We start from the raw sequence: 22,208 nt of genomic DNA, 5'->3' as shown, positions 1-22,208 counted from the left end.
CCCGAAGGCTACGAAGCCTTTCTATTGCCGCGCTATCACTCCGATTTCGCCTGACGCGCCCGCCACCCGTGGGAGCGGTCCCAGGTCAGGACCACGCACCGAGACGGGTCATGCGTTCGGCGACGCTCTCCGCCGTGGGCGCGTCCAGCCGGCCGGCGAGCGCCCCGTCCGCGAGGAAGAGGACGCGGTCCGCGTAGGAGGCGGCGCCCGGGTCGTGGGTCACCATCACCACGGTCTGCCCCGCCTCGTCCACGCACGCCCGCAGCAGGGCGAGGATCTCCCGGGCGGTGACGGTGTCCAGCGCGCCGGTCGGTTCGTCGCCGAAGATGACGTCCGGGCGGGTGACGAGCGCGCGGGCGATGGCGACCCGCTGCTGCTGGCCGCCGGACAGCTCGCCCGGCCGGTGCCCGGTCCGGTCGGCGAGGCCGACCCGCTCCAGGATCTCCCGCAGCCAGGCGTCGTCGAGGCGTTCACCGGCGAGCCGTAGCGGCAGCTCGATGTTCTGGCGCACGGTCAGTGACGGCACCAGGTTGAAGGACTGGAACACGAAGCCGACCCTCCTGCGGCGCAGCTTGGTCAGGGCCGTCTCGCCCAGCCGGGTCAGCTCGACCCCGCCCACGCTGGCGGAGCCGGACGTCGGGCGGTCCAGCCCCGCGGCGCAGTGCAGGAACGTGGACTTGCCCGAGCCGGAGGGGCCCATCACCGCGGTGAAGGAGCCCCGTGGGATCTCGACCGAGACACCGTCGAGCGCGCGGACCTGGGTGCCGTCCTTCCCGTACACCTTGGTGACGCCGGTCATGGTCAGGGCGGGCGTCCGGCTTCGCTCGCCGTCGCGCGGCAAGGCACCGCTGGTGTCGATCCGCATGGGGGCTGGTCCTCTCGCGTGTACAGGGCTACCGCCGCCAGACTGCCTGGCCGATCTCTGATGCTTCTATGCGGGACGGCGGGTTCCGGACGAATGGCCGGGATAGGTGTGAAATCGAAGCGATAATCGGCCGAAAGCGTCCCCTCCTACCGTCGGCCGCAGCCAGTGCCACCGCGCACTGACCAACGAACGGGGGACAGACATGGAGTTCCGAGTTCTCGGACCGATCGAGGCGAGAGCCGGCGACACCCGGGTCCCGCTCTCCGGGTCGAAGGTGTACACCGTGCTCGCCGCGCTGCTCCTCGCCCGCGGCCGGGTCGTCTCCGACCAGCGGCTCACCTCGCTGCTGTGGGGGTGGGACCCGCCCGCCACGGCCGGTGCGCAGATCTACACCTACATGTCCCGGCTGCGCAAACGGCTCGGCGACGAGATCGAGATCGTCCGGCGCCCGCCCGGCTATGTGCTGGCCACCCGCGACAGCTGGATCGACCTGCTGGAGTTCGAACGGCTGGAGCAGGAGGGACGTGCCGCGCTCGGTGAGGGCCGGTACCGGGAGGCGGCCGCCCTGCTCGACCGGGCCCTCGCCCTGTGGCAGGGGCCCGCGCTCAGCAACGCCACGCACCATCTGCGCGAGACGGAGCTGCCGCAGCTGGAGGAGGCGCGCACCCTCGCCCTGGAGGGCCGGATCGAGGCGGACCTGGCGCTCGGCCGGCACGAGGAGGTGCTCGCCGAACTCACCGGTCTGGTCGCCGGGTTCCCGGTCCGCGAGCAGCTGCGGGCCCAGCTGATGACCGCGCTCTACCGGTGCGGCCGGCAGGCCGACGCCCTGCACGTCTACCACGACGCGCGCAAGGTGCTCGCCGACCAGCTCGGCGTGGACCCCGGCGCCGCCCTCGACGCCACCTACCAGGCGGTCCTGAACGGCAGCATCGGGCTGGAGTCCCCGCCCCTGATCGCCCTGCGGGACCGGTTCCAGGCCCCCTCCGCGCCCGCCATGCTGCCGCCCGACGTGGAGGACTTCACCGGGCGGTCCGCCGAACTGCCCGTGCTGCGCGCCGTCCTGGAACCCCACGACACCCCCGGCTGGCAGCCCCGCCGCTGCCTGGTGACCGGGATGGCGGGTGTCGGCAAGACGGCCCTCGTGGTGCACGCCGCCCACCTGAGCGCCGGACACCACCCCGACGGACAGCTGTACGTGGAGCTGCGGGAGCCGGACGGCACCCCCCGCGACCCGTGCGCCGCGCTGGTCCGGCTGCTGCGGGCGCTCGGCGAACCCCGCATCGACGCCCCCGGCGTCCACGACGACCTGGAGGAGCTGACCCGGCTCTACCGGTCCCGCACGGCCGGCCGGCGGCTGCTCGTCGTCCTGGACGACGCGGTCGGCGACCTCCAGGTACGGCCGCTGCTGCCGAGCACGTCGACGGCCTCGGTGCTCATCACCTGCCGTACCCACCTCACCCAGGTGCCCGGCGCCCAGACCGTCCGGCTCGGTCCGCTGGACGCCGAGGAGTCGCGCGTCCTGCTCGCCTCCGCGGCGGGCCGCGAACGCCTGTCGGCCGAACCGGACGCCTCCGCCGCCCTGCTCGCGCACTGCGCCGGGCTGCCGCTCGCGCTGCGCATCACCGGCACCCGGCTCGCGGCCCGCCCGCACTGGTCACCGGCCCGGCTGGCGCCCCGGCTCGCCGACCCGCGGACCCGGCTCGACGAACTGCGCTTCGGCGACCTGAGCGTGCGCCAGGCGCTCGGGCGCTCCCTGCCCTCGCTGTCCCGCGCCGGCCGCGCGGCCCTGCGCGGCCTGGCCGGCTTCCCCGACGGGTCCTGCACCGCCCAGCAGATGGCGTTCGCCCTGGAGACCGGCGAGTCGGAGGCCGAGCGCGGCCTGGAGGAACTGGTCGACGGCTCCCTGCTGACCATCAACGGGCTGGACCAGCAGGGCCGTCCCATCTACGGCTGCCACACGCTGGTGCGGCTGTTCGCGTACGAGCTGAGCCGCCCCAGCCTGCTGCCGGCCCAGCGCCGCCAGGACACCGGCATCCTGCGGCACTGAGGGCCGGCCCTCACCACGAGCCGCGGGCGCGGCGGAACACCGGGGTGAAGCGGTCCACGGCCGGCAGCAGCAGGGTGCGGACGACCGTCCACACATCGGCGACCACGTGCTCGCGCGGGGGCCGCCGCTCGGCCCGCAGGGCCGCCCCGGTGATCTCCCACATCGCCGCCGTGGCCGCGGCGGCCCACACCTCGCAGCCGGGCCGCACGGGGCGGGCCACCGCCCGGCCCGCGTCGAGTCGTCCGGCCAGGGCCGCCGCCTCCCGGCGGCGGGCCTCGGCGGCGGCGGGAGGCTCCGGGCGGGCGAACAGGGTTACGGCGCGCGGATCGTCGTAGACATGGCGCACCCAGGCCGAGAACCGCATCCGCTCCCGGGCCTCCCAGTCGTAGGCGGTGCCCGGGTCGGCCGCCGCGACGGCGGCGGACAGCCCGTCGAGGAACTCCTCCCAATCCGCGTCGCGGGCCGGTACGGCGGTGGTGGTCTGCACGGTCATGACGGGTCCTCGTCTCGGTGTGTGCGGGGATGGATGTCGACGGCCGGGCCACCGGCCGCCCCCTCGGTCGCCACTGCTGCCACGTAGCCCTCGCCCAGGTCCAGGTCGGCCACCGACCATACGGTGTCCGCCGCCCCGTGCCGGTGCGCGACCACCACCGGTCCGGGGCGCGCCACCTGGGTCTCCAGACGGTTCGGCGTGCCCGTGAGGCCGGTGCCGACGGCCTTGACCACGGCCTCCTTGCGGGTCCAGGCGCGCAGCAGCATCCGGTCCCGCCCCGGCCCCGGCGGCACCCGCAGCACGGCCGCTCGCTCATCCGGCGTCAACGCCGTCCGGGCCAGCGCCTCGCCGCGCACGGCACGCACCGCCTCCACGTCCACGCCCACCCGCGCCCCGGCACGCACCGCGAGCAGCCCCCGGCCGGCCGTGCGGGACAAGCTGATGGCCAGCGGCACCGCCGGGTGGACGAGCCGCGGCGGGCCGTGGCCGGGATCGCCGCAGCCGGGGCACTGCGCCCGGCCCAGCACCACCTCGGCCGCCGGCACCCCGAGCAGCGCGCCCAGCGCGCGCCGGGCGGCCGCCCTGGAACGGGCGAAGGAGGCCGCGGCCCGCTCGCTGCCGAACCGCCGCAGCCGCGCCACCTCGGCCGGCCCCAGCAGGGCCGTGTCCGCCGGGTCCACCCGTTCGGGCAGCCCCCACCACCACACCTGGGTCCGAGCCGGGTCCACCGGCCGGGGCGCCGCATCGGCGGGTACGGGCATGGGGTGCTCCCTCAGGCCGGCAGGAGGACGGCCTGGATCAGCCGCAGCAGGGTGCGCCGATGCCGCTCCAGGTAGAAGTGACCGCCGGGGTAGACCCGGTGGTTGAACCCGCCGCTGGTGAGCTGCGCCCAGGTCAGCGCCTCCGCCACGGGGACCAGCGGGTCGTGGTTCCCGATCAGCGCGGTGATCGGCGCGCGCAGCACGTCCAGATCGGCGAGCGCGGGCCGGTAGGCGGCGCTGAGCCGGTAGTCGGCCCGCAGGGACGGCAGCAGCAGCGCCGCCAGCTCGGGTTCGTCCAGGAGTTCGGTGCCCGGCGCGCCGAGGCGCTGGATCTCGGCGATCAGGGCCGGGTCGTCGTAGTCGCCGATGTCCACCGGCTCGCCGACGTGCGGGGCCGCGGCGCCGGAGACGAAGAGCCGCTGCGGGCCGTGCCCGTGCCGCCGCTCCAGCCGCCGGGCCACCTCGTAGGCGACGTCGGAGCCCAGGCTGTGGCCGAAGAACGCGTACGGCAGGTCCAGGTACGGGCGCAGCGCCTCGGTGATCAGGTCGGCCAGCTCGTCCATCCGCTCCACGGGCGGCTCCCGGAACCGGTCCTGACGGGCGGGCAGCCGGACCGCCAGCACCTCGATGCCGCCGGGCAGTTCCTCCGACCAGTCGCGGAACAGGCTGGCCGCGCCCCCGGCGTGCGGGAAGCACACCAGCCGCACCCGGGGGTGCGAGCCGCGCGGCGGGCGCCTGAACCAGCGCGCCGGGTCCACCGCGGAGGCGGCGGCGGGGGATTCGGTGGGCAGGGTCATGGGGTTCTCCGTACGAAGGCGGGGGCGGTGCGCCGCTCAGTCGGTCATGGCGACGAGCACCCGGCGGCTCCCGGTGAAGGGCCGACGGCCGTGCCCGACCAGCACGTTGTCGATGACCAGCAGGTCGCCGGTGTTCCAGTCGACGTCCACGGCGGTCTCCAGGCCGCGGTCGCGGATCTGGAGGACGTGGGAGTCGGGGATCGGGCTGCCGTCGGCGAAGGTGACGTACTGCGGCAGCTCCTCCGGCGGCAGCAGCTGGGCGAGCGCGCCCGCGGCCTCGTCGCCCAGGCCCGCCGGATGCCACTGGTCGGCCTGGTTGAACCAGACCTCGGCGCCGGTGACCGGGTGGCGGACGGTGGCCGGACGCACCAGACTGACCCGCAGTCCGCCGTCGGACCGCCACGCCCACTCGGCGCTCGTCCCCGCCAGGTACTCCTCGACGGCCTGCCGGTCGGTGGTCTCGAAGGTGTCCTGCCAGCTCTTGCCGAGGCCCAGACCGTCGTGCAGGTTCTGGGTGTAGCGGACACCGCCGGCGAACGCCTCGCGGACCTCCGGGTCCAGGGCGGCCAGCCAGGCCGCGCCGTCGACCACCGGGGTGGCGCCACCGGTCTCGGCCGCCCGCTCGCAGAAGAAGGCGAGCCGGCGCGGCCAGTGCTCCGCGTACGACAGCTCGTTGTGCATGGAGATGGTGAACTGCTGCGGGTACTCGGTCGAGGTGTACAGGTTGTCCCCGACCTTGGTGCGCGGCGAGTTGCCGTGCACGTAGGCGAGCCGGTTGGGCAGGACCAGGTCGAGGGCCGCGTCGACAAAGTCCGCGGTCAGCCCGAACCGCCGGAAGACGACGGCCTTGTGCTCGGTCAGCAGGTCGCCGAAGCGCGCGCCGTCGGCGAGGAAGGACAGCAGCCCCTCCGGGGTGGCCGGCGTCCCGGTGTCGGCGGCGGTCAGCTCCAGCAGGGGCGCGCCGGTGGTGGTGGTCACGTCGTTCCCTTCTCCGTGTGGTGTGGCGGCGGTAGGTACGTCAGTCGTCGTGCGGCGCCGCATCGGCGGCGCCGGCGGGGGCGGTGTCGCCCTCCTCGGCGGGGCCCGGCCGCTCCGGCAGCGGGGCGGCGGGCAGCAGGAAGGAGGCCAGCGCGATCAGCCCCATCAGCGACGCGACACCGAACACGGTGGTCGTGGTGCCGAAGTGCTGGAGGGCGAAGCCGCCGGCGAACGTGCCGAGCGAGGAGGCGCCCGTGGCGATCAGCCCCATCGCCGCACCGACCCGGCCCTGGAGCCGGTCCGGGGTGACGGCCACCTGGTAGATGCCGCCCGCCACGTTGGTGACGCTGCCGATCAGCGCGGCGCCGAGGAAGATCGCCCCGAGCAGCAGCGGGTTGCCGGTCAGGCCGACCAGCGGCATCAGCAGCGCCCAGCCGACCGACCCCCCGATCAGCAGCGTCCGCAGACCCGCCCGGCGGATCCACCAGGACCCGGTCAGCGCCCCGAACATGCCGCCCAGTCCGCTGACCGCCGTGATGACACCGACGAGGGCCGCGGAGCTGCCGTGGTTCTTGATGATGAGGATCAGGGCCAGCGAAAGGACCTGGAAGAGCAGATTGGAACCGCTGATCAGCAGCATGCCGCAGCGCAGGAAGCGCTGCCCCCACGTCCAGGCGAGCCCCTCGCGCAGCTCCTCGGTGAGGTTCCCGGGCGGCTGCCGGCGCTCGTCCTGGAACTTCCCCCGGATCATCAGCAGGGAGCACAGCGAGACGGCGTGCGCGGCGGTCGCCAGCAGGAACGGCGCGGAGCGGCCGACCGCGTACAGGACGCTGCCCCCGGGCTGGCCGAACAGGCCCGCGGCCTGGGTGCGCGCCTCGTTGGCGGACAGCGCCTTCGGCAACTGAGCGGCCGGCACCAGGTGCCGCACGCCCGCCCGCTCGGCGAGCCGGTAGAAGATCGCGAGACTGCCCTGGACGAACGTGGCCGCCATCAGCAGCCAGATCCACACATGACCGGCGACCACGGCCGCGGCCACGGCACCCGTGGCGAGCAGCGAGCCCAGGTCGCACAGGATCATCATGCGGCGCCGGTCGAACCGGTCGACCAGCGCCCCGGCGTGCATCTGCACCAGCAGATTGGGCAGCAGCGCGGCGAACCCCACCATGCCGGCCGAACTCGCCGACCCCGTGGTCCAGATGACCAGCAGCGGATACGCGATGCCGCTGACCCGGGTGCCGAGCGCGGTGGCGGCGGCGCCCACCCACAGCAGGACGAAGTCGCGGTTGTGCCGCAGCGGGGCCAGGGGCTCGGACTCCGGTCCGGTCGCCCGCTGCGCGGAGGGTGCCGTCGTCACAGTCTCGCCGTCCCGCCGGTCGCGTCGGCGACGGCGCCGTGCCGGATCCACTCCAGGACGGCCATCGCGCTGTGCATCTTGTTCTCCGCCTGGTCGAAGGCGATGGCGGCCGGGCCGTCCAGCACCTCGGCGGTGACCTCCTCGCCCCGGTGGGCCGGCAGGTCGTGCAGGAACAGCGCCTTCGGCGAGTGCTCCCACAGCGCCCGGGTGACCTGGAACGGCGCGAAGACGGTGCGCCAGTCGGGGTCGGGCTTGCTGGTGCCGGTGGTCTGCCAGCGGGTGGTGTAGACGGCGTCGACACCGGTGGGCAGGCCGTCCATGTGGTGTGCCTCGGCGATCCGGGAACCGTACCGCCGCGCCTGCGCCCGGGCCCGGTCGAGCAACGGCCGCGCCACGCCGTAGCCGGGCGGGGTGCGCAGCTCCAGGCTGGTGCCGGGGAAGCGGGTGAGGGCCAGGGCCAGGGCGGCGGCGGTGTTGTTGCCCTCGCCGACGTACAGCAGGCTCAGCCCCTCGATCCGGCCGAACGCCAGCTGGAGCGTGGTCAGATCGGTCAGCCCCTGGGTGGGGTGCTCGGCCGCGCTCATGGCGTTGACCACGGGCAGCCGGCCGCCGCCGGACAGGCCGAACAGCTCCTCGTCGGACCCGGCGGTGCGGGCGACCAGCACGTCCAGCATCCGGGCCATGACCTGCCCGGTGTCCTCCACGGTCTCCCCGGTGTTGGTCTGGAGGTCGTCCGGCCCGTACGTGAGGATCTGCGCGCCGAGCCGCAGCGCCCCGGCGGAGAACGCGGTACGGGTGCGGGTGGAGGTCTTCTTGAAGTAGATGCCGGCGACCCAGCCGGCCAGCGGCTGTTCGCCGCGGCCCGCGCCGGAGGCGAAGTGGGCGCCGCGGGTGACGATGGACCGCAGGTCCTCGTCGGTGAGGTCGTCGATGGACAGCAGCATGCGCGCGGTGGCGGCGGTGGTCATGGGTCACGTCCTTGGCGGGTCGTGGGGATGAGGCGTGGGAGGCGGGGCCGGCCCGGACGGGCCGGGCCCCGAGGCGGTCAGTCCTGGGCGTCGGGGTTGACCCGGCCGACCTCCCAGAGACGGGCCAGCTCGCCCTTGGCGGACCAGCGGTCCTGTTCGCGCACGGCCGCCATCAGCCACTTCAGTACCGGCCGCGCGTGCTCGGCGTTCGCCAGCATCACCAGTCCGGTGCCGGACTCCAGCTGGCTCAGCGCCATGGCGCGGTAGCCGGCGGTCTGCCCGGTGTGGCCGTAGTCGAGCCCGCCGCCGGAGGCGTCGACGAACACGCCCATGCCGTAGAAGTGGCACGGCTCGACGATCGTCAGCATCCGCTCGGTCAGCTCACGGGTGAGCACCGAAGAGGGCAGTCCGCGGTGGGCCCGCCGGATCTCGACGGTGACCCGGGCCAGGTCGGCCGCCGTGGTCCACAGCCCGGCCGCGGCGGTCTCCGGGTGCGCCTGCCAGCCCCCGGGGTGCGGGACGCCCGGCGCGTCGTGCCCGTACGCCACCGGGTGCCCCAGCTCGCGCGGGTCGCTGCGCACGTAGTGGCTGTGCGTCATCCCCAGCGGGTCGAGGACCAGTTCGCGCATCAGCTTTCCGAAGGGCGTGCCCGTGACGTCCTCCATGAGCTGCTGCAAGGCGGTGTAGCTGATGTTGTTCTTCAGGAACACCTCGCCGGGCACGCCGTCCAGGCGGCCGGCCGGGGTCTTGGCCGGGGCCCGTCCGAGCAGCACGTCCAGCGGGGCCGGCAGCGCGTCGCCCGGCGCGTAGTAGTGGTCGTCCGGGTTGTCGGTGGCGTTGTGCACCGCGCCGGTGAAGCGCAGCAGCCGCTCGGCGGTGACCGGGTTGGCCGGGTCGGTGCCGGGCACCTGCCATGACGTCAGATAGCGGTTGACGTCCTCGTCGAGGTCGATCACCCCGTCCTTGGCGAGCCGCAGCACCCCGAGCGCGGTGACGTGCTTGCTGATCGACCCGGCCGGGAAGAGCGTGTCCGGAGTGACCGGCTCGTCGCCGCCGGCCCGCGTGACACCGTAGGACCGGATCTCGGCGACCTCGCCGTCCCGGATGACCGCGACCCCGACGCCGGGCACCGCGTGCTCCGCCATCACCGCCTCCGGAGAGGGCAGTTCGGCGGGCTTCTCCGACACCACCCGCAGCCCCAGCGCGTCCTGATGGGCCATCACCATACGCAGCGCCTCGGCGAGCGCGTCCGGATCGGCCGGCGGCTCGGTCCGCGCGGGCGCCGGTTCGACCGCCGCGGCGAGTTCGGCCAGCGTCTCGTTCTCGTACAGCGTGCTCAGCGACAGCACCAGGCCCGCCTTGCGCGCCGCGGAGATCACCGGGAGCACCCGGATGGAGTCGCCGCCGAGCCCGAAGAAGCTGTCGTCCAGGCCGACCCGCGGGGCGCCGAGCACCTGGCACCAGACGTCCGCGAGGAGACGCTCGGTGTCGGTGCGGGGCGCCCGGTAGGGGACCCCGGAGGCCGGGCCCGCCCGGTCCGGGGCGGGCAGCGCCGCCCGGTCGACCTTGCCGGACACGGCCAGCGGCAGCGCCTCCAGGGTGAGGAAGAGCTGCGGGACCATGTAGGCGGGCAGCAGGGTGCGCAGGTGCTCCACCAGTTCGGCCTGGGCGGGCGCGGCGCCCGGCGCGGGCACCACGTAGGCGACCAGCCGGCGGTCACCGGGCGCGTCCTCGCGGGCGAGGACCACCGTCTCCTGGACCCCGGGTGCGCGCAGCAGGGCCGCCTCGATCTCGCCCAGCTCCACGCGGTAGCCGCGGATCTTGACCTGGCCGTCGCCGCGCCCCAGGAACTCCAGGCTGCCGTCGGGACGGAACCTGGCCAGGTCCCCGGTCCGGTACAGCCGGCTGCCCGGCGTTCCCGAGAAGGGGTGCGGCACGAACTTCTCCGCGGTCAGCGCGGGACGCCCCAGGTAGCCGCGGGCCACGCCCGCACCGCCGAGGTACAGCTCGCCGACCGTACCGACCGGAACCGGCTCCATCGCGGCGTCCAGCACGTACACCTGGGTGTTGGCGACGGGCCGGCCGATCGGCACCGGGCGGGCGGGGTCGTCGGCGGCGGTCGCGTCGTGCACGACACAGCCGACGACGGTCTCCGTGGGCCCGTACTCGTTGATGATCCGGGCGTTCGGCGCGACCCGCCGCCAGGCGGCGACGCTCTCGGCCTTCATCTCCTCGCCGCCCACCACGAAGGTGCGCACCGAGTCGATGCCGCCCGCCTCGCCGACCTCGGTGGTGACCAGGTCGAGATGGGCCGGGGTGATCTTCACGATGCTGAAATCGCCCTCTGCCCGCAGCAGTTCGGGCAGCGCCTCCTGGCCCCGGTCGCCCGGTACGACCACCACGTCCCGGCCCGCGATCAGCGGCAGCAGGAAGCTGGGCACGGCCAGGTCGAACGCGATCGAGCCGAACATCGGGGCGCCGTGCCCGCCGTCCATGCCGTAGTGACCGAGCGCCCAGTCCAGGTAGTTGGCCAGCCCGTGGTGGGTGACCAGGACGCCCTTGGGCCGGCCCGTCGAGCCCGAGGTGTAGATGGTGTACGCCAGGTCGTCCCCGGCCACCGGCGCGTGCGGGGCGTGGCCGGGCCGCCGCGCGATCGCCGCCGCGTCGCGGTCGGCGCACACCACGCGGGCCCCGGTCGCGGGCAGACCGTCCAGCCACCGCTCCTGGGTGACGAGTACCGGAGCCGCGCTGTCGGTGAGCTGGTGGGCGAGCCGTTCGGCGGGCGCCTCCGGGTCGAGCGGCAGATAGGCCGCACCGGCCTTGAGCGCGCCCAGCACCGCGACCAGCTGGTCGACGCCCCGTTCCGCGAGCACGCCCACGAAGTCCCCTCGGCGCACGCCGAGTTCGAGCAGGTGGTGGGCCATCCGGTTGGCCGCCGCGTCCAGTTCGCCGTACGTCGTCGTGCGTTCGCCGACGACCACCGCGACCGCGTCGGGAGCCGCCGCCGCCCGCTCGGCGATCCGGTGGTGGACGGGACGGCCGTCGAAGACGGTGCCAGCGTCGCCGGACCACGCCCCCAGCAGCCGTTCCCGCTCGCCCTCCGGCAGGTACACCGCCCGCGCGTCACCGTCGAGGTCGTCGACGACGGCGTCCAGGACCGCCCGGTACATGGCGCCGAGGCGTTCGGCCTCGGCGCGGGTCATGACCCGGGTGTTGGTCAGCAGCCCCAGCTCACCGGCCAGCGTGGTGACGGCCAGGTCGAACTCGGTGCCGCCCTCGCGGACGCTGCTGCTCATGTCCATGAGGTCGGTGTCGACCTGCCGGAAGTCCAGGTAGTTGAAGAAGACGTCGATGAGACGGCCGTTGCCGGCCTCCCGCTGGACCTCCGGCATCGGGAAGCGGCGGTTGGGCCACAGCGCCGTCTCGGTCGCGAACACCTGCCGGATCAGTTCCCGCCAGGTGCGCGCACCGCGCCGGAAGCCGATCGGCAGCGTGGTCAGGTACATACCGATGACCTGCTCGGCGCCGGGCGCCTCGGGACGGGCGTCGCACACCAGACCGCTGTGGAAGGCGTCCTCCTCGGTGAGCTGGCTCAGCACCTTCAGGTGCGCGGCCAGCAGCACGCTCTTGACCGGCACGTCGGCCGCCCGCGCCGCGTCGCGGATCCGGTCCTGGATGTCGTGCAGCGACACCTCGACCGAGAAGGTCCGCGGCTCGGTGCCCGGTTCCGGCTCCTCGCCCCAGGCCGCCGGCAGCGCGAACCTGGTGTGCCGGCCGACGACGTCCTTCCAGTAGCCGCGCTCCTCCGCCGAGGCCAGCGACTCAAGTTCCCCCGCGATGAAGTCCGCGAAGCGGACCTCGGGCCGCTCCGGGTCCACGGGCCGACGGCCCGCGCGCAGCTCACCATAGGCGGTGAGCACCTCCATCCAGATGTTGTAGTGGCTCCAGCCCTCGATGATCGTGTGGTTGAGGCTGATGAACAGCCGCCAGCCGTGATCGCTGAAGGCGGCGGCGAGCCGCAGCAGCGTCGGCCGGGTCACGTCGAACGGGTTCTCCTGCTCGGCCGTGCTGATCTCCGCGACCCGCGCGGCCACCTCGTCCGGACCGAGCCCGCTCAGGTCGTGCACGGCCACCGGCATCTCGGCCCGCGCGTACACCAGCTGCATGGGCACGGAGTACGTGTCCAGGTCGAGACCGGTGCGCAGCGCCTCGTGCCGGGCGGTGACGATCTGCGCCGCCTCGTACAGCGCGTCGGCGTCGAACGGGTGCCCGTCCTTGATGTCGAACGACGTGGTGTGGTGGTAGGTGCCGGTGCCCGTGGCGCTCAGCTGCTCCACCAGCATGCCGGTCTGCAGCTGCGACAGCGGATAGGCGTCGGTGACCGTGTCCGGCAGCAACGCCCGGTCCTCGGCCCCGATCAGCGCGAACGGCTCGACGTAACGCAGCTCGTCCGCCGCCCGCCCGGCGCCGGCCGCGGCCAGCCGGGCGATCGTCCGCTGCTCGAACACGTCGCCCACCGTCACCTGGAAGCCGGCGGTGCGCAGCGCACCGACCAGGGTGACCGCCCGGATCGAGTCGCCGCCGAGGTTGAAGAAGCTCTCCTCCACGCCGACCCGGTCGAGTCCGAGGACCTCCTGCCACACCCCCGCCATGCGCCGTTCGTCGTCCGTGCGCGGCGCCGTGAACTCCCGCACGGCGGCGAACGCGGCGTCGTCGGGCACCGGCAGCGCCCGGACGTCGAGCTTGCCGTGCGCGGTCAGCGGCAGCCGCTGAAGGGCCACGAAGGCGGCCGGGACCATGTACTCCGGCAGCAGGTTCACCAGGTGCTCGCGCAGCTCCGCGGGCGAGGGCGCCGCACCGGGGGCGGCGACCGTGTACGCGACCAGCCGCTTGTCACCCGGAGCGTCCTCACGCAGGCTCACGGCGGCGGCGTCCAGCGCGGGATGAGCGTGCAGGGCCGTCTCGATCTCTCCCAGCTCGATCCGGTGCCCGCGCAGCTTCACCTGGTGGTCGGCGCGACCGAGGAACTCCAGGGTGCCGTCCGGCAGCCAGCGCACCAGGTCGCCCGTGCGGTACATCCGCTCCCCGGGCGCCCCGAACGGGTTCGGCACGAACCGCTCGGCGGTGAGCCCGCCCCGGCCGTGGTAGCCGCGGGCCGTCCCCGCGCCGCCGACGCACAGTTCACCCGGCACGCCCCGCGGCACCAGCCGCAGCTCGGCGTCGACGACGTACGCGGTCGAAGCGTGCACCGGACGGCCGATCGGCACCGAACCCGCCCGCTCGCCGAGCGCGGAGATCACCTGGACCGCCGAGAAGGTGGTGTTCTCCGTCGGGCCGTACATGTTCACCAGCCGCTCGGGCGCCCCGGCCCGCAGCAGCTCGCGGACAGTGGTGACATCTCCGGCCTCGCCGCCGAAGCCGACCGTGCGCAGCCGGCCCAGCGTCCCGGGCACCGTCCGGGCCACGTGGTTGAAGAGCGAGGTGGTCAGGAACAGCGTGGTGATGCCGCGCTCCTCGACGGCCGCCGCCAGCGCCTCGGTCTCCAGGACGGTGTCCCGGTCCAGGATCTCCAGCCGCGCCCCGTTGAGCAGGGCGCTCCAGATCTCCGCCGTGGCCGCGTCGAAGGACACGCTGGAGGCGTGGGCGACCACGTCGTCCGGCCCCACCTGGAGGCTCGCGTCCTCGGTGACGGTCCGCACCACACCCCGGTGGGTGATCATCGTGCCCTTGGGGGTGCCCGTGGAGCCGGAGGTGTACATCACGTAGGCCAGCTGGTCCGGGTGGACCGGGGCGAAGCCGTGCGGAGGCACCTCGGTGTCCGCGCCGGTGGCCGGGACGACCGTCCCGCCCCAGCCCTCCGGTGCCACGTCCGCGCGCCCGTCGGTGACCAGCAGGCCGGCGCCCGAGTCGCGCAGCATGAACTCCTTGCGCTCGTCCGGATAGGCCGGGTCCACCGGCAGATAGGCGGCGCCCGTCTTCAGCACCGCGAGCAGCGCCACCGGCAGCACCGCGGAGCGGTCCATACCGACCGCGACGACCGCCCCGGGCACCGCCCCGGCCTGCCGCAGCCGCGCCGCCAACCGGTCGGTGCGGGCGTCCAGTTCGGCGTAGGTCAGCACCGTGTCCCCGTACGAGACGGCCGGGTGTCCGGGCCGGTTCGCCGCCTGCTCGGCGAAGAGACCGACCACGGTGCCGGTGTCCCGGCCCGCGGACCCGGTGCCCCATGCGAGCAGCAGCTCCGCCTCGCCCGACGGCAGCGGCGCGACGGCCTCGCCGTCGGCGTCGGCGGCCATCGCCAGGACCGTCGCCCGGTACATCGAGGCGATCCGCTCCGCCTCGGCGCGGCCGAGCACCCCGGTGTGCGTGGTCAGGCTCAGCCGGCCGCCGGTGGTGGTGACGATCAGTGCGAACTCGGTGGCGGCCGCGCCGTCGCTCGCCCCCGCGTCGATCTCCCCGCTGTCCAGGTGCCGGTAGTCCTGGTAGTTGAACGTGACGTCCACCAGGCGGCGCCCGTCCGCGTCCCGCTGCATCGCGGGCAGCGGATAGCGGCGGTGCGGCCAGTCGGCCGCCTCGCGCCGGTACACCTGTGCCACCAGCTCCCGCCAGCTGCGGGCGCCGCGGTCGAAGGCGAACGGCACGGTGTTGAGGTGCATGCCGAGCACCCGCTCGGCGCCCACGGCCTCGGGCCGGGCATCGGTGGCCAGACCGGCGCTGAACCGCTCCTGCCCGGTGAGCCGGGCGAGCACCGCCAGATGGGCGGCGTGCAGTACGGCCTTCATCGACGCCCGTGCCCGGCCCGCCAGGTCCCGCAGCCCGGCCTCGACGTCCGCGAACGGCACCCGCACGGTGAACGTCTCGGGCTCGGCGGTGTCGTCGCCGAGGTCCGCGGGCAGCTCGAACGGCTCGTAGTCGGCGGTGACCGCCAGCCAGTGCGCACGGTCCTCCCCGCCGACCAGCGACTGGAGCTCACCGGCCACGAAGTCGGCGTAGCGCACTCCGGGCGCGCTCCACTCGCCGGGCCCGCCGGTGTCCCGGAACGAGCGGTACAGGTCGAGCAGCTCGGCCACCATCGAGTGGTGGCTCCAGCCCTCCGTGATCGCATGGCTCTGGGTGAGCCCGAGCCACCACGCCCGCTCGTCCTCCAGCAGCACCGTGACCCGCAGCAGCGAGCGGGCGTCGGCGGGGAACGGGGTGGACCGCTCGGCGGCGACGAAGTCCGCCACGGCCGCCGCGCGCGCGGACTCGTCGAGACCGCGCAGATCGCGCTCGGCGACCGTCAGCCCGGCCTCGCGGTGCACCAACTGAAGCGGCTGCGAGAAACCGGTGAGCGCGAAGGAGGTGCGCAGCACCTCGTGCCGCGCGGCCAGTTCGGTCACCGCGGCCCGCAGCGCGTCGAGGACCGGCGGTCGCTCGTCGAGCACCCGGAACGCGCTGACGTTGACGTACTTCAGCGCCTCGGCGTCGGCCAGCTGCTCCACCAGGATGCCGAGCTGAGCCTGGGAGACCGGGTAGGCGTCGGCCAGACCGGTGGGCAGGGCCGCCCGGTCCGCCTCGCCGACCAGCGCGAACGGCCGCACGCCCACGAAGGCGGTGCCGCCGTCCCGGCCCGAGGTGTCCAGCGCGGCCAGCCCGGCGATCGTCCGGGCGTCGAAGACGTCCCGCACGGTCACGGCGAACCCGGCCGTGCGCAGCGCGCCCACCAGGGCGACCGCACGGATCGAGTCGCCGCCCACGTCGAAGAAGCTGTCCTCGACGCCGGGCGCGTCCAGTCCCAGCACCTCGGCCCACACCTCGGCGACACGCCGCTCCCGGTCCGTCCGCGGCGCGACGTGCTCCTGCCGTCCCGCGAGCGCGGACCAGTCCGGTGCGGGCAGCGCCTTGCGGTCCACCTTGGTGTTCGAGATCAGCGGAATCCGCGCCAGCTGCGTGAACGCCGCCGGGACCATGTACTCCGGCAGCCGGGCACGGCAGTACGCGGCCAGCTCGGCCGGCGCCGGCAGGGCGTCCTCCGCGGGCACGGCGTACGCGGCGATCCGCGGGTCGCCCGGAGCGGTGGAGTCGGTCACCACCGCCGCCTGGAGGATCGCCGGGTGTGCGTTCAGCACGGCCTGGATCTCGCCCAGCTCGACCCGGTAACCGCGGATCTTCACCTGGTCGTCGACCCGGCCCAGGAACTCGATGCCCCCGTCGGCCAGCATCCGGCCCATGTCACCGGTCCGGTACAGGCGGCCGCCGGGCGCGCCGAACGGGTCCGGCAGGAACCGCTCGGCGGTCAGCGCGGGCCGGTTGAGATAGCCCCGGCTGACCTGCGGCCCGCCGATGTACAGCTCGCCCGGCACACCGGCCGGCACCAGGTGCCCCTCCCGGTCCAGGACGTGCACCCGGGTACCCGGCAACGGCAGCCCGAGCGGGATCGCCGGAGCGCTCAGATCGGCCTCGGTGATGCGGTGGTGGGTCACCTGCACGGTCGCCTCGGTCGGCCCGTACAACTCCACGAGCTGCGGCTCATCGAGCCCGAACCGATCGATCCAGGGGGCGAGCGCGGCACCCGTGTGCTTCTCGCCACCGAAGAACATCGCCCGCAGCGGCACCCGCCCGAGCCGTTCGTCGCCCCCTTCGGCGGCGGCACAGACGCCGCGGAACGCCGACGGGCTGTTCAGCAATACCGTGAACCGCTCCGCGACCGCCAGGTCCAGCAGGGCGTCCGGGTCCCGGGCGGTGTCCGCGTCGACCACCACCAGCCGGCTGCCGTGCAGCAGCGCCGCCCACAGCTCGAACACCGAGACGTCGAAGGCGAAGCTGTGCACCAGCGGCCACACATGCCGCTCGTCCAGCGGGAACCGCTCCGCGGTGGCCCGTATCAGCCGCAGCACATTGGCGTGGCTCACCCCGATGCCCTTCGGGACACCCGTGGACCCCGACGTGTAGATCACGTACGCCAGCTGCCCCGGGTCCGTGACCTGCTCCACGGCCGTGCCGGGGAGGGCGTCGAGCAACCGCTCGTCCGCGCCGTCCAGGACGATCAGCGCACCGCCGTGCGCGGACTCGGCGACCGCGAGGTGCTCGGCCTCCGTGATGACCACCTTCGGCCCGAGGTCCTCCACCATGGTGGCCAGCCGGGCGGCCGGCTGCGCCGGGTCGAGCGGCAGATAGGCCGCACCGGCCTTCAGCACGCCCAGCAGCGACGGCACGAGCCCCGCGCCGCGGCCCAGGCACAGCCCCACCACCGACTCGGCGCCGACGCCGAGTTCACGCAGCCGGTGCGCGATGCGGTTGGCACGGGCCTCCAGCTGCGCGTAGCTCAGCGTCTCGCCGCCCGCGGTCACCGCGCCCGCCTCGGGCCGGAGCGCGGCCTGCCGCGCGAACAGCCCGTGCAGGGTGTCCGTGACCGGCCCGGACGCGACCGCCTCGACGGACGCCACCGCCCGGTCCGACGCCGGCAGGAAGGTGCCCCGGGCGTCGCCGTCCGGATCGGCCGCCATGGCCTCCAGCACCAGCCGGTACATCTCGGCGAGCCGGGCCGCCTGCTCCCGGCGGAGGTGACGGGTGTCCGTGCGCAGCCCGAGATGGCCACCGCGGGCCACCACGGCCAGCGGGAACTCCGTCGAGCCGATGCCGACGCTCGCCTCCTCGTCCACCACCGCGGTGTCCACCTGGTGGAAGTCGAGGTAGTTGAAGACCGTGGACAGCAGCCGGTTGCCGCCCGCCGTCCGCTGGATGGCGGGCAGCGGGTACCGGCGGTGCGCCCACAGCTCCGCCTCCTGCCGGAAGACCTGGCTCACCAGCTCCCGCCAGGTCCCGGCCGTACGGTCGTACGGGAACGGCACGGTGTTCAGATGCATGCCCACGACCCGGTCGGCGCCCGGGAGTTCGGGCCGCGCGTCGAAGGCGAGCCCGGCGAAGAACGACTCCTCCTCCGTGAGCTGCGCGAGCACCTTCAGGTGCGCGGCGAGGACGACGCTCTTCGGCGAGGCACCGGCCGCGGTCGCCAACTCCCGCAGCCGCGGCTCCAGGTCGTGCATCGGCACGTGCACCTGGTACGTCTCGTACGACTCCGCGTCGGCACCCCGCGGATCGCCCCACGGCGACGGCAGTTCGAAGCCGGCGTGGTCGGTGACCATCGCCTGCCAGTACGCCTGGTCCTGCGCGTCGTCCAGGGAGGCCAGCTCCGCGGCGACGAAGTCCGCGTACCGGCTCGGCGTGGGCCGCGCGGGCTCGAACTCTCCGTGCCGCGCGAACCGGTGGTACAGCTCGACCAGTTCGGCCATCACCGAGTGGTAGCTCCAGCCCTCCAGGATCGGATGCGCGTGGGTGAGCACCAGCCACCACGACTCGTCGTCCTGGAGCACCGCACGCGCCCTGAGCAGCGGCGGCCGGGCCAGGTCGAACGGTGTCGCGCTCTCCTCCTCGTTCACCGTACGCAGCGCGGCCGCGAACGCGTCCCCGTCCAGCGCACTGAGATCCGTGACCGTCACCGGATGCGTCACGGCGCCGTGCACCAGCTGGAGCGGCCGGGAGTACCCCGTCAGGTCGAAGCCGGTGCGGAGGATTTCGTGGCGGGTGATGAGTTCGTCGGTGGCGTGTTGGAGTGCGGTGGGGTCGAGGGGGTGGTTGTCGCGGATGCGGAAGGCGTCGACGTTGTGGTAGGCGGCGCGTTCGGTGCCGAGGGACATTTCGACGAGCATGCCGAGCTGGACCTGGGAGACGGGGTAGGCGTCGGTGACGTCTGCGGGGAGCTGGTTCCGGTCCTGGTCGTCGATCAGCTCGAAGGGCTGGACGTAGTGGTCGGTTTCGGCGGGGTTGTCGTGTGTGTCGAGGTGGTGGGCGAGTTCGGCGATGGTGCGGTGCTCGAAGATGTCCTGGACGGCGACCTGGAAGCCGGCGGAGCGGATGGCGCCGACGAGGACGATGGCCCGGATGGAGTCGCCGCCGAGGTCGAAGAAGCTGTCCTGGACGCTGACCTGCTCCAGTCCGAGCGCGGCTGCCCAGGCGTCGGCGATCTTCTTCTCGGCTTCGGTGCGGGGTGCGACGTACTCGGCCTGGGGCACGACCTCGGGGGCGGGCAGGGCCTTGCGGTCGAGTTTGCCGGCGGTGTTCAGGGGCCAGGCGTCGAGTTCGACGAAGGCGCCGGGGACCATGTAGTCGGGGAGGGTTTCGCGCAGGTGGGCGCGGAGTTCGTGGTGATCGGCCGTGCCGTTGGGGATGAGGTATCCGACGAGCCAGGTGTCGCCCGTGTCTTCGGTGCGGGCGATGACGGCGGCGTCCTTGACGCTGGGGTGGGTGAGGAGCCGGGATTCGATCTCGCCGAGTTCGATGCGGTAGCCGCGGATCTTGACTTGGTGGTCGGTGCGGCCGAGGAATTCGAGGGTTCCGTCGGGCATGCGGCGGGCGAGGTCGCCGGTCTTGTAGAGGCGGGTGCCGGCGGGGCCGAAGGGGTCGGGGGCGAAGCGTTCCGCGGTCAACCCGGGGCGGCCGAGGTAGCCCTGGGCGACGCCGTCTCCGGCGATGCACAGTTCGCCGACGACGCCGACCGGTACCGGCTCCATGTGGGTGTCGAGGATGTACAGCTGGGTGTTGTCGATGGGGGCGCCGATGGAGATGTGTGTCGGATCGGCGGGGACGTCCCAGGTGGTGGACCAGATGGTGGTCTCGGTCGGGCCGTACACGTTCACGAGACGCGCCACACGGGACCGCAGCTCACGGGCGAGTTCCAGGGGAAGCGCTTCGCCACCCACGAGTGCTGTGACGGAGGTGGTGCGGAATCCGGATTCGAGCAGGAGCTTCCATCCGGAGGGGGTGGCCTGGACGTGGGTGACGTGCTCGGTCTCGATGAGGTCGGTCAGGCTCTGGCCGGACTCGGCGATGACGACGCGGTGGCCTCCGATTAGCGGCAGGTACAGCTCAAGGCCGGAGATGTCGAAGGACACGGAGGTGGACGCGAGCCATGACTCCGTTGTCTGCGACGGTCCGAGCACGCGCCGGATGCCGGTGAGGAGGTTGCCCAGGGCCGCGTGGCTGATCTGGACGCCCTTGGGGCGGCCGGTCGATCCTGAGGTGTAGAGGACGTATGCCACGGCCGCCGGGTCGACGGGGCGGGGCGCCAGCGGTTCGGCCGTGGTGCCCTCTTCCATCAGGACATGAGTGCCCTGGTGGATCTGTGCAGCCGTCTCGTGCAGGTTTTTCTGGGTGAGCAGGACGGCGGGTGCGGCGTCCTTGATGATCCCGGTCAGGCGTCCTGCGGGGTGTGCGGCGTCCAGGGGGAGGTACGCGGCGCCGGTGCGCTGAACGGCGAGCAGGGCGACGAGGAGATCGACGCTCCGCTCCAGCAGGACGGCGACGACGTCACCCGCGCACACACCCGCTGCGGCCAGCGACCCGGCCAACCGGGCGGAACGGTCGTCCAGTTCGGCGTACGTGAGCGACACGCCACCGGACGTGACCGCCACCGCGTCCGGCACCGCGACGGCCTGCTCGGCGAACAACTCCAGTACACAACGGGCTGGTTCATCCGTCGCGGTGTCGTTCCAGCGGGCGACGACGTGCACATGCTCCTCGTCGGGGAGACGGGTCGCCAGCGCGTCGCCGTCCGGGTCGGCGGCCATCGCCTCCAGCACCAGCCGGTACATCGCGGCGATCCGCTCCGCGTTCACCCGCGAGAGGGCGTTGCCGTCGGCGGTCAGCATCAGGTGACCGGCCAGTGTGGTGACGGCGAGCGGGAACTGGGACGTGGTGTCGCCCTGTTCCGCGCCGACCTCGATCAGGCCGGTGTCGACCTGGTGGTAGTTCTGGTAGGTGAACAGCACCTCGACCGCTGGCCGACCGGCCTCGGTCAGTCGTTGGATGGACGGCAGCGGGTAGCGGCGGTGTTCCCACAGGTCCATCTCCTGCTCGAAGACCTGGCGCACCAGCCGCGTCCAGGTGGGCGCGCCGCGCCGGTGTGCGAACGGCACCGTGTTGAGGTGCATGCCCAGCACCTTCTCCGCGCCCAGGAGTTCGGGACGGGCGTCGAAGACCAGGCCGGCCGAGAAGGACTCCTCCTCGGTGAGCTGACTCATCACCTTCAGGTGGGCGGCCAGGAGCACGCTCTTCATGGACACGCGGGCCCGCTCGGCGAGCGCCCGAAGACCGTCGTCCAGGTCGCCGTACGCGACCGGCAGCCGGAAGGAGTCCGCCATGGTCTCCTCGCCCCAGCCCGCCGGAAGGGCGACGGCGGGGTGCTCGGCGACGATCCGCTGCCAGTACGCACGGTCGCCGTCGTCCTCCAGGGACTCCACCTCGCCCGCGATGAAGTCGGCGAACCGGACCCCGGTGGCCTCCCGGCCGGCGTCCGGGTCCTGGCCGTCGCGCACCGAGCGGTAGACGTCCAGGAGCTCCATCAGCAGCGAGTGGTGGCTCCACCCCTCCAGGATGATGTGGCTGTGGGTCAGCGCGAGCGACCAGCAGTCGGCACTCTCGACCAGACCCGCGACCCGCAGCAGCGGTGCCGCGCCCAGGTCGAACGCAGTGTCCTCCTCGCGCCTGACGAACGCGCGCACGGCGTCCCGCGTGGCCGTCTCGTCCAGGGCGGTGAAGTCCTCGAAGGCGACCGGCACTTCGGCGTCTCCGTGCACCAGCTGCATGGGCACGGAGAAGCCGGTCAGGGCGAGGGACGTCCGCAGGATCTCGTGCCGGGCGACGACCGTGCGGGCCGCCGCTTCCAGCGCCTCGCGGGAGAACGCGTGCCCGTCCCGGACGCGGAACGACGTGACGCGGTGGTAGTCGTCACCCGCGTTCTCGAGGAGCACCTCGACCGCCATGCCCGTCTGGACCTGCGAGAGCGGATAGGCGTCCGCCAGTCCCTCGGGTATTCGATCGCGGTCCTCAGCGGGGACCAGGGCGAAAGGGGCGGTCCCCGCCTCCTTCGAACCGGCGGCCTCGGTGGCGGCTTCGGGCTCGGCCTGCTTCT

At 73.6% G+C, this 22,208-nt stretch carries 9 protein-coding genes (1 of these 9 only partly in view); 1 reads left to right on the top strand and 8 read right to left on the bottom strand.

All coding sequences use genetic code 11. The features are described 5' to 3' along the window. Nucleotides 1-85 precede the first annotated feature (85 nt). Nucleotides 86-799 (bottom strand): ABC transporter ATP-binding protein, encoded by a 714-nt coding sequence (locus HZZ00_RS27740; RefSeq protein ID WP_107409350.1) that lies wholly within the window; start codon nt 797-799, stop codon nt 86-88. A gap of 268 nt (nt 800-1,067) precedes the next feature. On the opposite strand from HZZ00_RS27740, the gene HZZ00_RS27735 reads away from it, so the two are divergent. Next, a complete protein-coding gene (locus HZZ00_RS27735; protein WP_180329003.1) occupies nt 1,068-2,912 on the top strand; it encodes a transcriptional regulator in 1,845 nt (614 codons plus the stop codon). A gap of 10 nt (nt 2,913-2,922) precedes the next feature. Here the strand turns inward: HZZ00_RS27735 and HZZ00_RS27730 are convergent, their stop codons facing one another. The 7 genes from HZZ00_RS27730 to HZZ00_RS27700 all read right to left on the bottom strand — a co-directional run. Beyond that, a complete protein-coding gene (locus HZZ00_RS27730) occupies nt 2,923-3,405 on the bottom strand; it encodes a hypothetical protein (RefSeq protein ID WP_180329002.1) in 483 nt (160 codons plus the stop codon). Then, nucleotides 3,402-4,166, bottom strand: coding sequence for a 4'-phosphopantetheinyl transferase superfamily protein (locus tag HZZ00_RS27725; protein WP_180329001.1), 765 nt, complete (start codon nt 4,164-4,166; stop codon nt 3,402-3,404). The genes HZZ00_RS27730 and HZZ00_RS27725 overlap by 4 nt, the downstream gene beginning before the upstream one ends. An 11-nt stretch (nt 4,167-4,177) precedes the next feature. Beyond that, nucleotides 4,178-4,963 carry a thioesterase II family protein gene (locus HZZ00_RS27720; protein ID WP_180329000.1) on the bottom strand — a complete coding sequence of 262 codons (786 nt, stop codon included), beginning with the start codon at nt 4,961-4,963 and terminating at the stop codon, nt 4,178-4,180. A gap of 36 nt (nt 4,964-4,999) precedes the next feature. Beyond that, nucleotides 5,000-5,941 carry a TauD/TfdA family dioxygenase gene (locus HZZ00_RS27715; RefSeq protein WP_257585417.1) on the bottom strand — a complete coding sequence of 314 codons (942 nt, stop codon included), beginning with the start codon at nt 5,939-5,941 and terminating at the stop codon, nt 5,000-5,002. A gap of 40 nt (nt 5,942-5,981) precedes the next feature. Further along, nucleotides 5,982-7,295, bottom strand: coding sequence for an MFS transporter (locus HZZ00_RS27710; protein ID WP_180328998.1), 1,314 nt, complete (start codon nt 7,293-7,295; stop codon nt 5,982-5,984). Further along, nucleotides 7,292-8,263, bottom strand: a complete 972-nt coding sequence (locus HZZ00_RS27705; protein WP_180328997.1) for an ornithine carbamoyltransferase — start codon at nt 8,261-8,263, stop codon at nt 7,292-7,294. The genes HZZ00_RS27710 and HZZ00_RS27705 overlap by 4 nt, the downstream gene beginning before the upstream one ends. Before the next feature lie 77 nt (nt 8,264-8,340). Beyond that, nucleotides 8,341-22,208, bottom strand: partial view of a non-ribosomal peptide synthase/polyketide synthase gene (locus HZZ00_RS27700; RefSeq protein WP_180328996.1) — the 3' portion only. Its footprint extends 9,628 nt past the window's final position; the window shows 13,868 of its 23,496 coding nt (coding positions 9,629-23,496); its start codon lies beyond the right edge, outside the window; the stop codon is at nt 8,341-8,343.

This window comes from Streptomyces sp. NEAU-sy36 (assembly GCF_013423905.1).
GTDB lineage: Bacteria > Actinomycetota > Actinomycetes > Streptomycetales > Streptomycetaceae > Streptomyces > Streptomyces misionensis.
The sequence above is the reverse complement of the archived record's forward strand: the minus strand, read 5'-3'. Positions and strand labels throughout refer to the sequence as shown.

Bases quoted from the DNA above. Each gene is read 5' to 3' on its own strand.
- HZZ00_RS27740 (WP_107409350.1), bottom strand. From the start codon at position 799: ATGACCGGCGTCACCAAGGTGTACGGGAAGGACGGCACCCAGGTCCGC.
- HZZ00_RS27725 (WP_180329001.1), bottom strand. From the start codon at position 4,166: ATGCCCGTACCCGCCGATGCGGCGCCCCGGCCGGTGGACCCGGCTCGG.
- HZZ00_RS27735 (WP_180329003.1), top strand. From the start codon at position 1,068: ATGGAGTTCCGAGTTCTCGGACCGATCGAGGCGAGAGCCGGCGACACC.
- HZZ00_RS27730 (WP_180329002.1), bottom strand. From the start codon at position 3,405: ATGACCGTGCAGACCACCACCGCCGTACCGGCCCGCGACGCGGATTGG.
- HZZ00_RS27705 (WP_180328997.1), bottom strand. From the start codon at position 8,263: ATGACCACCGCCGCCACCGCGCGCATGCTGCTGTCCATCGACGACCTC.
- HZZ00_RS27720 (WP_180329000.1), bottom strand. From the start codon at position 4,963: ATGACCCTGCCCACCGAATCCCCCGCCGCCGCCTCCGCGGTGGACCCG.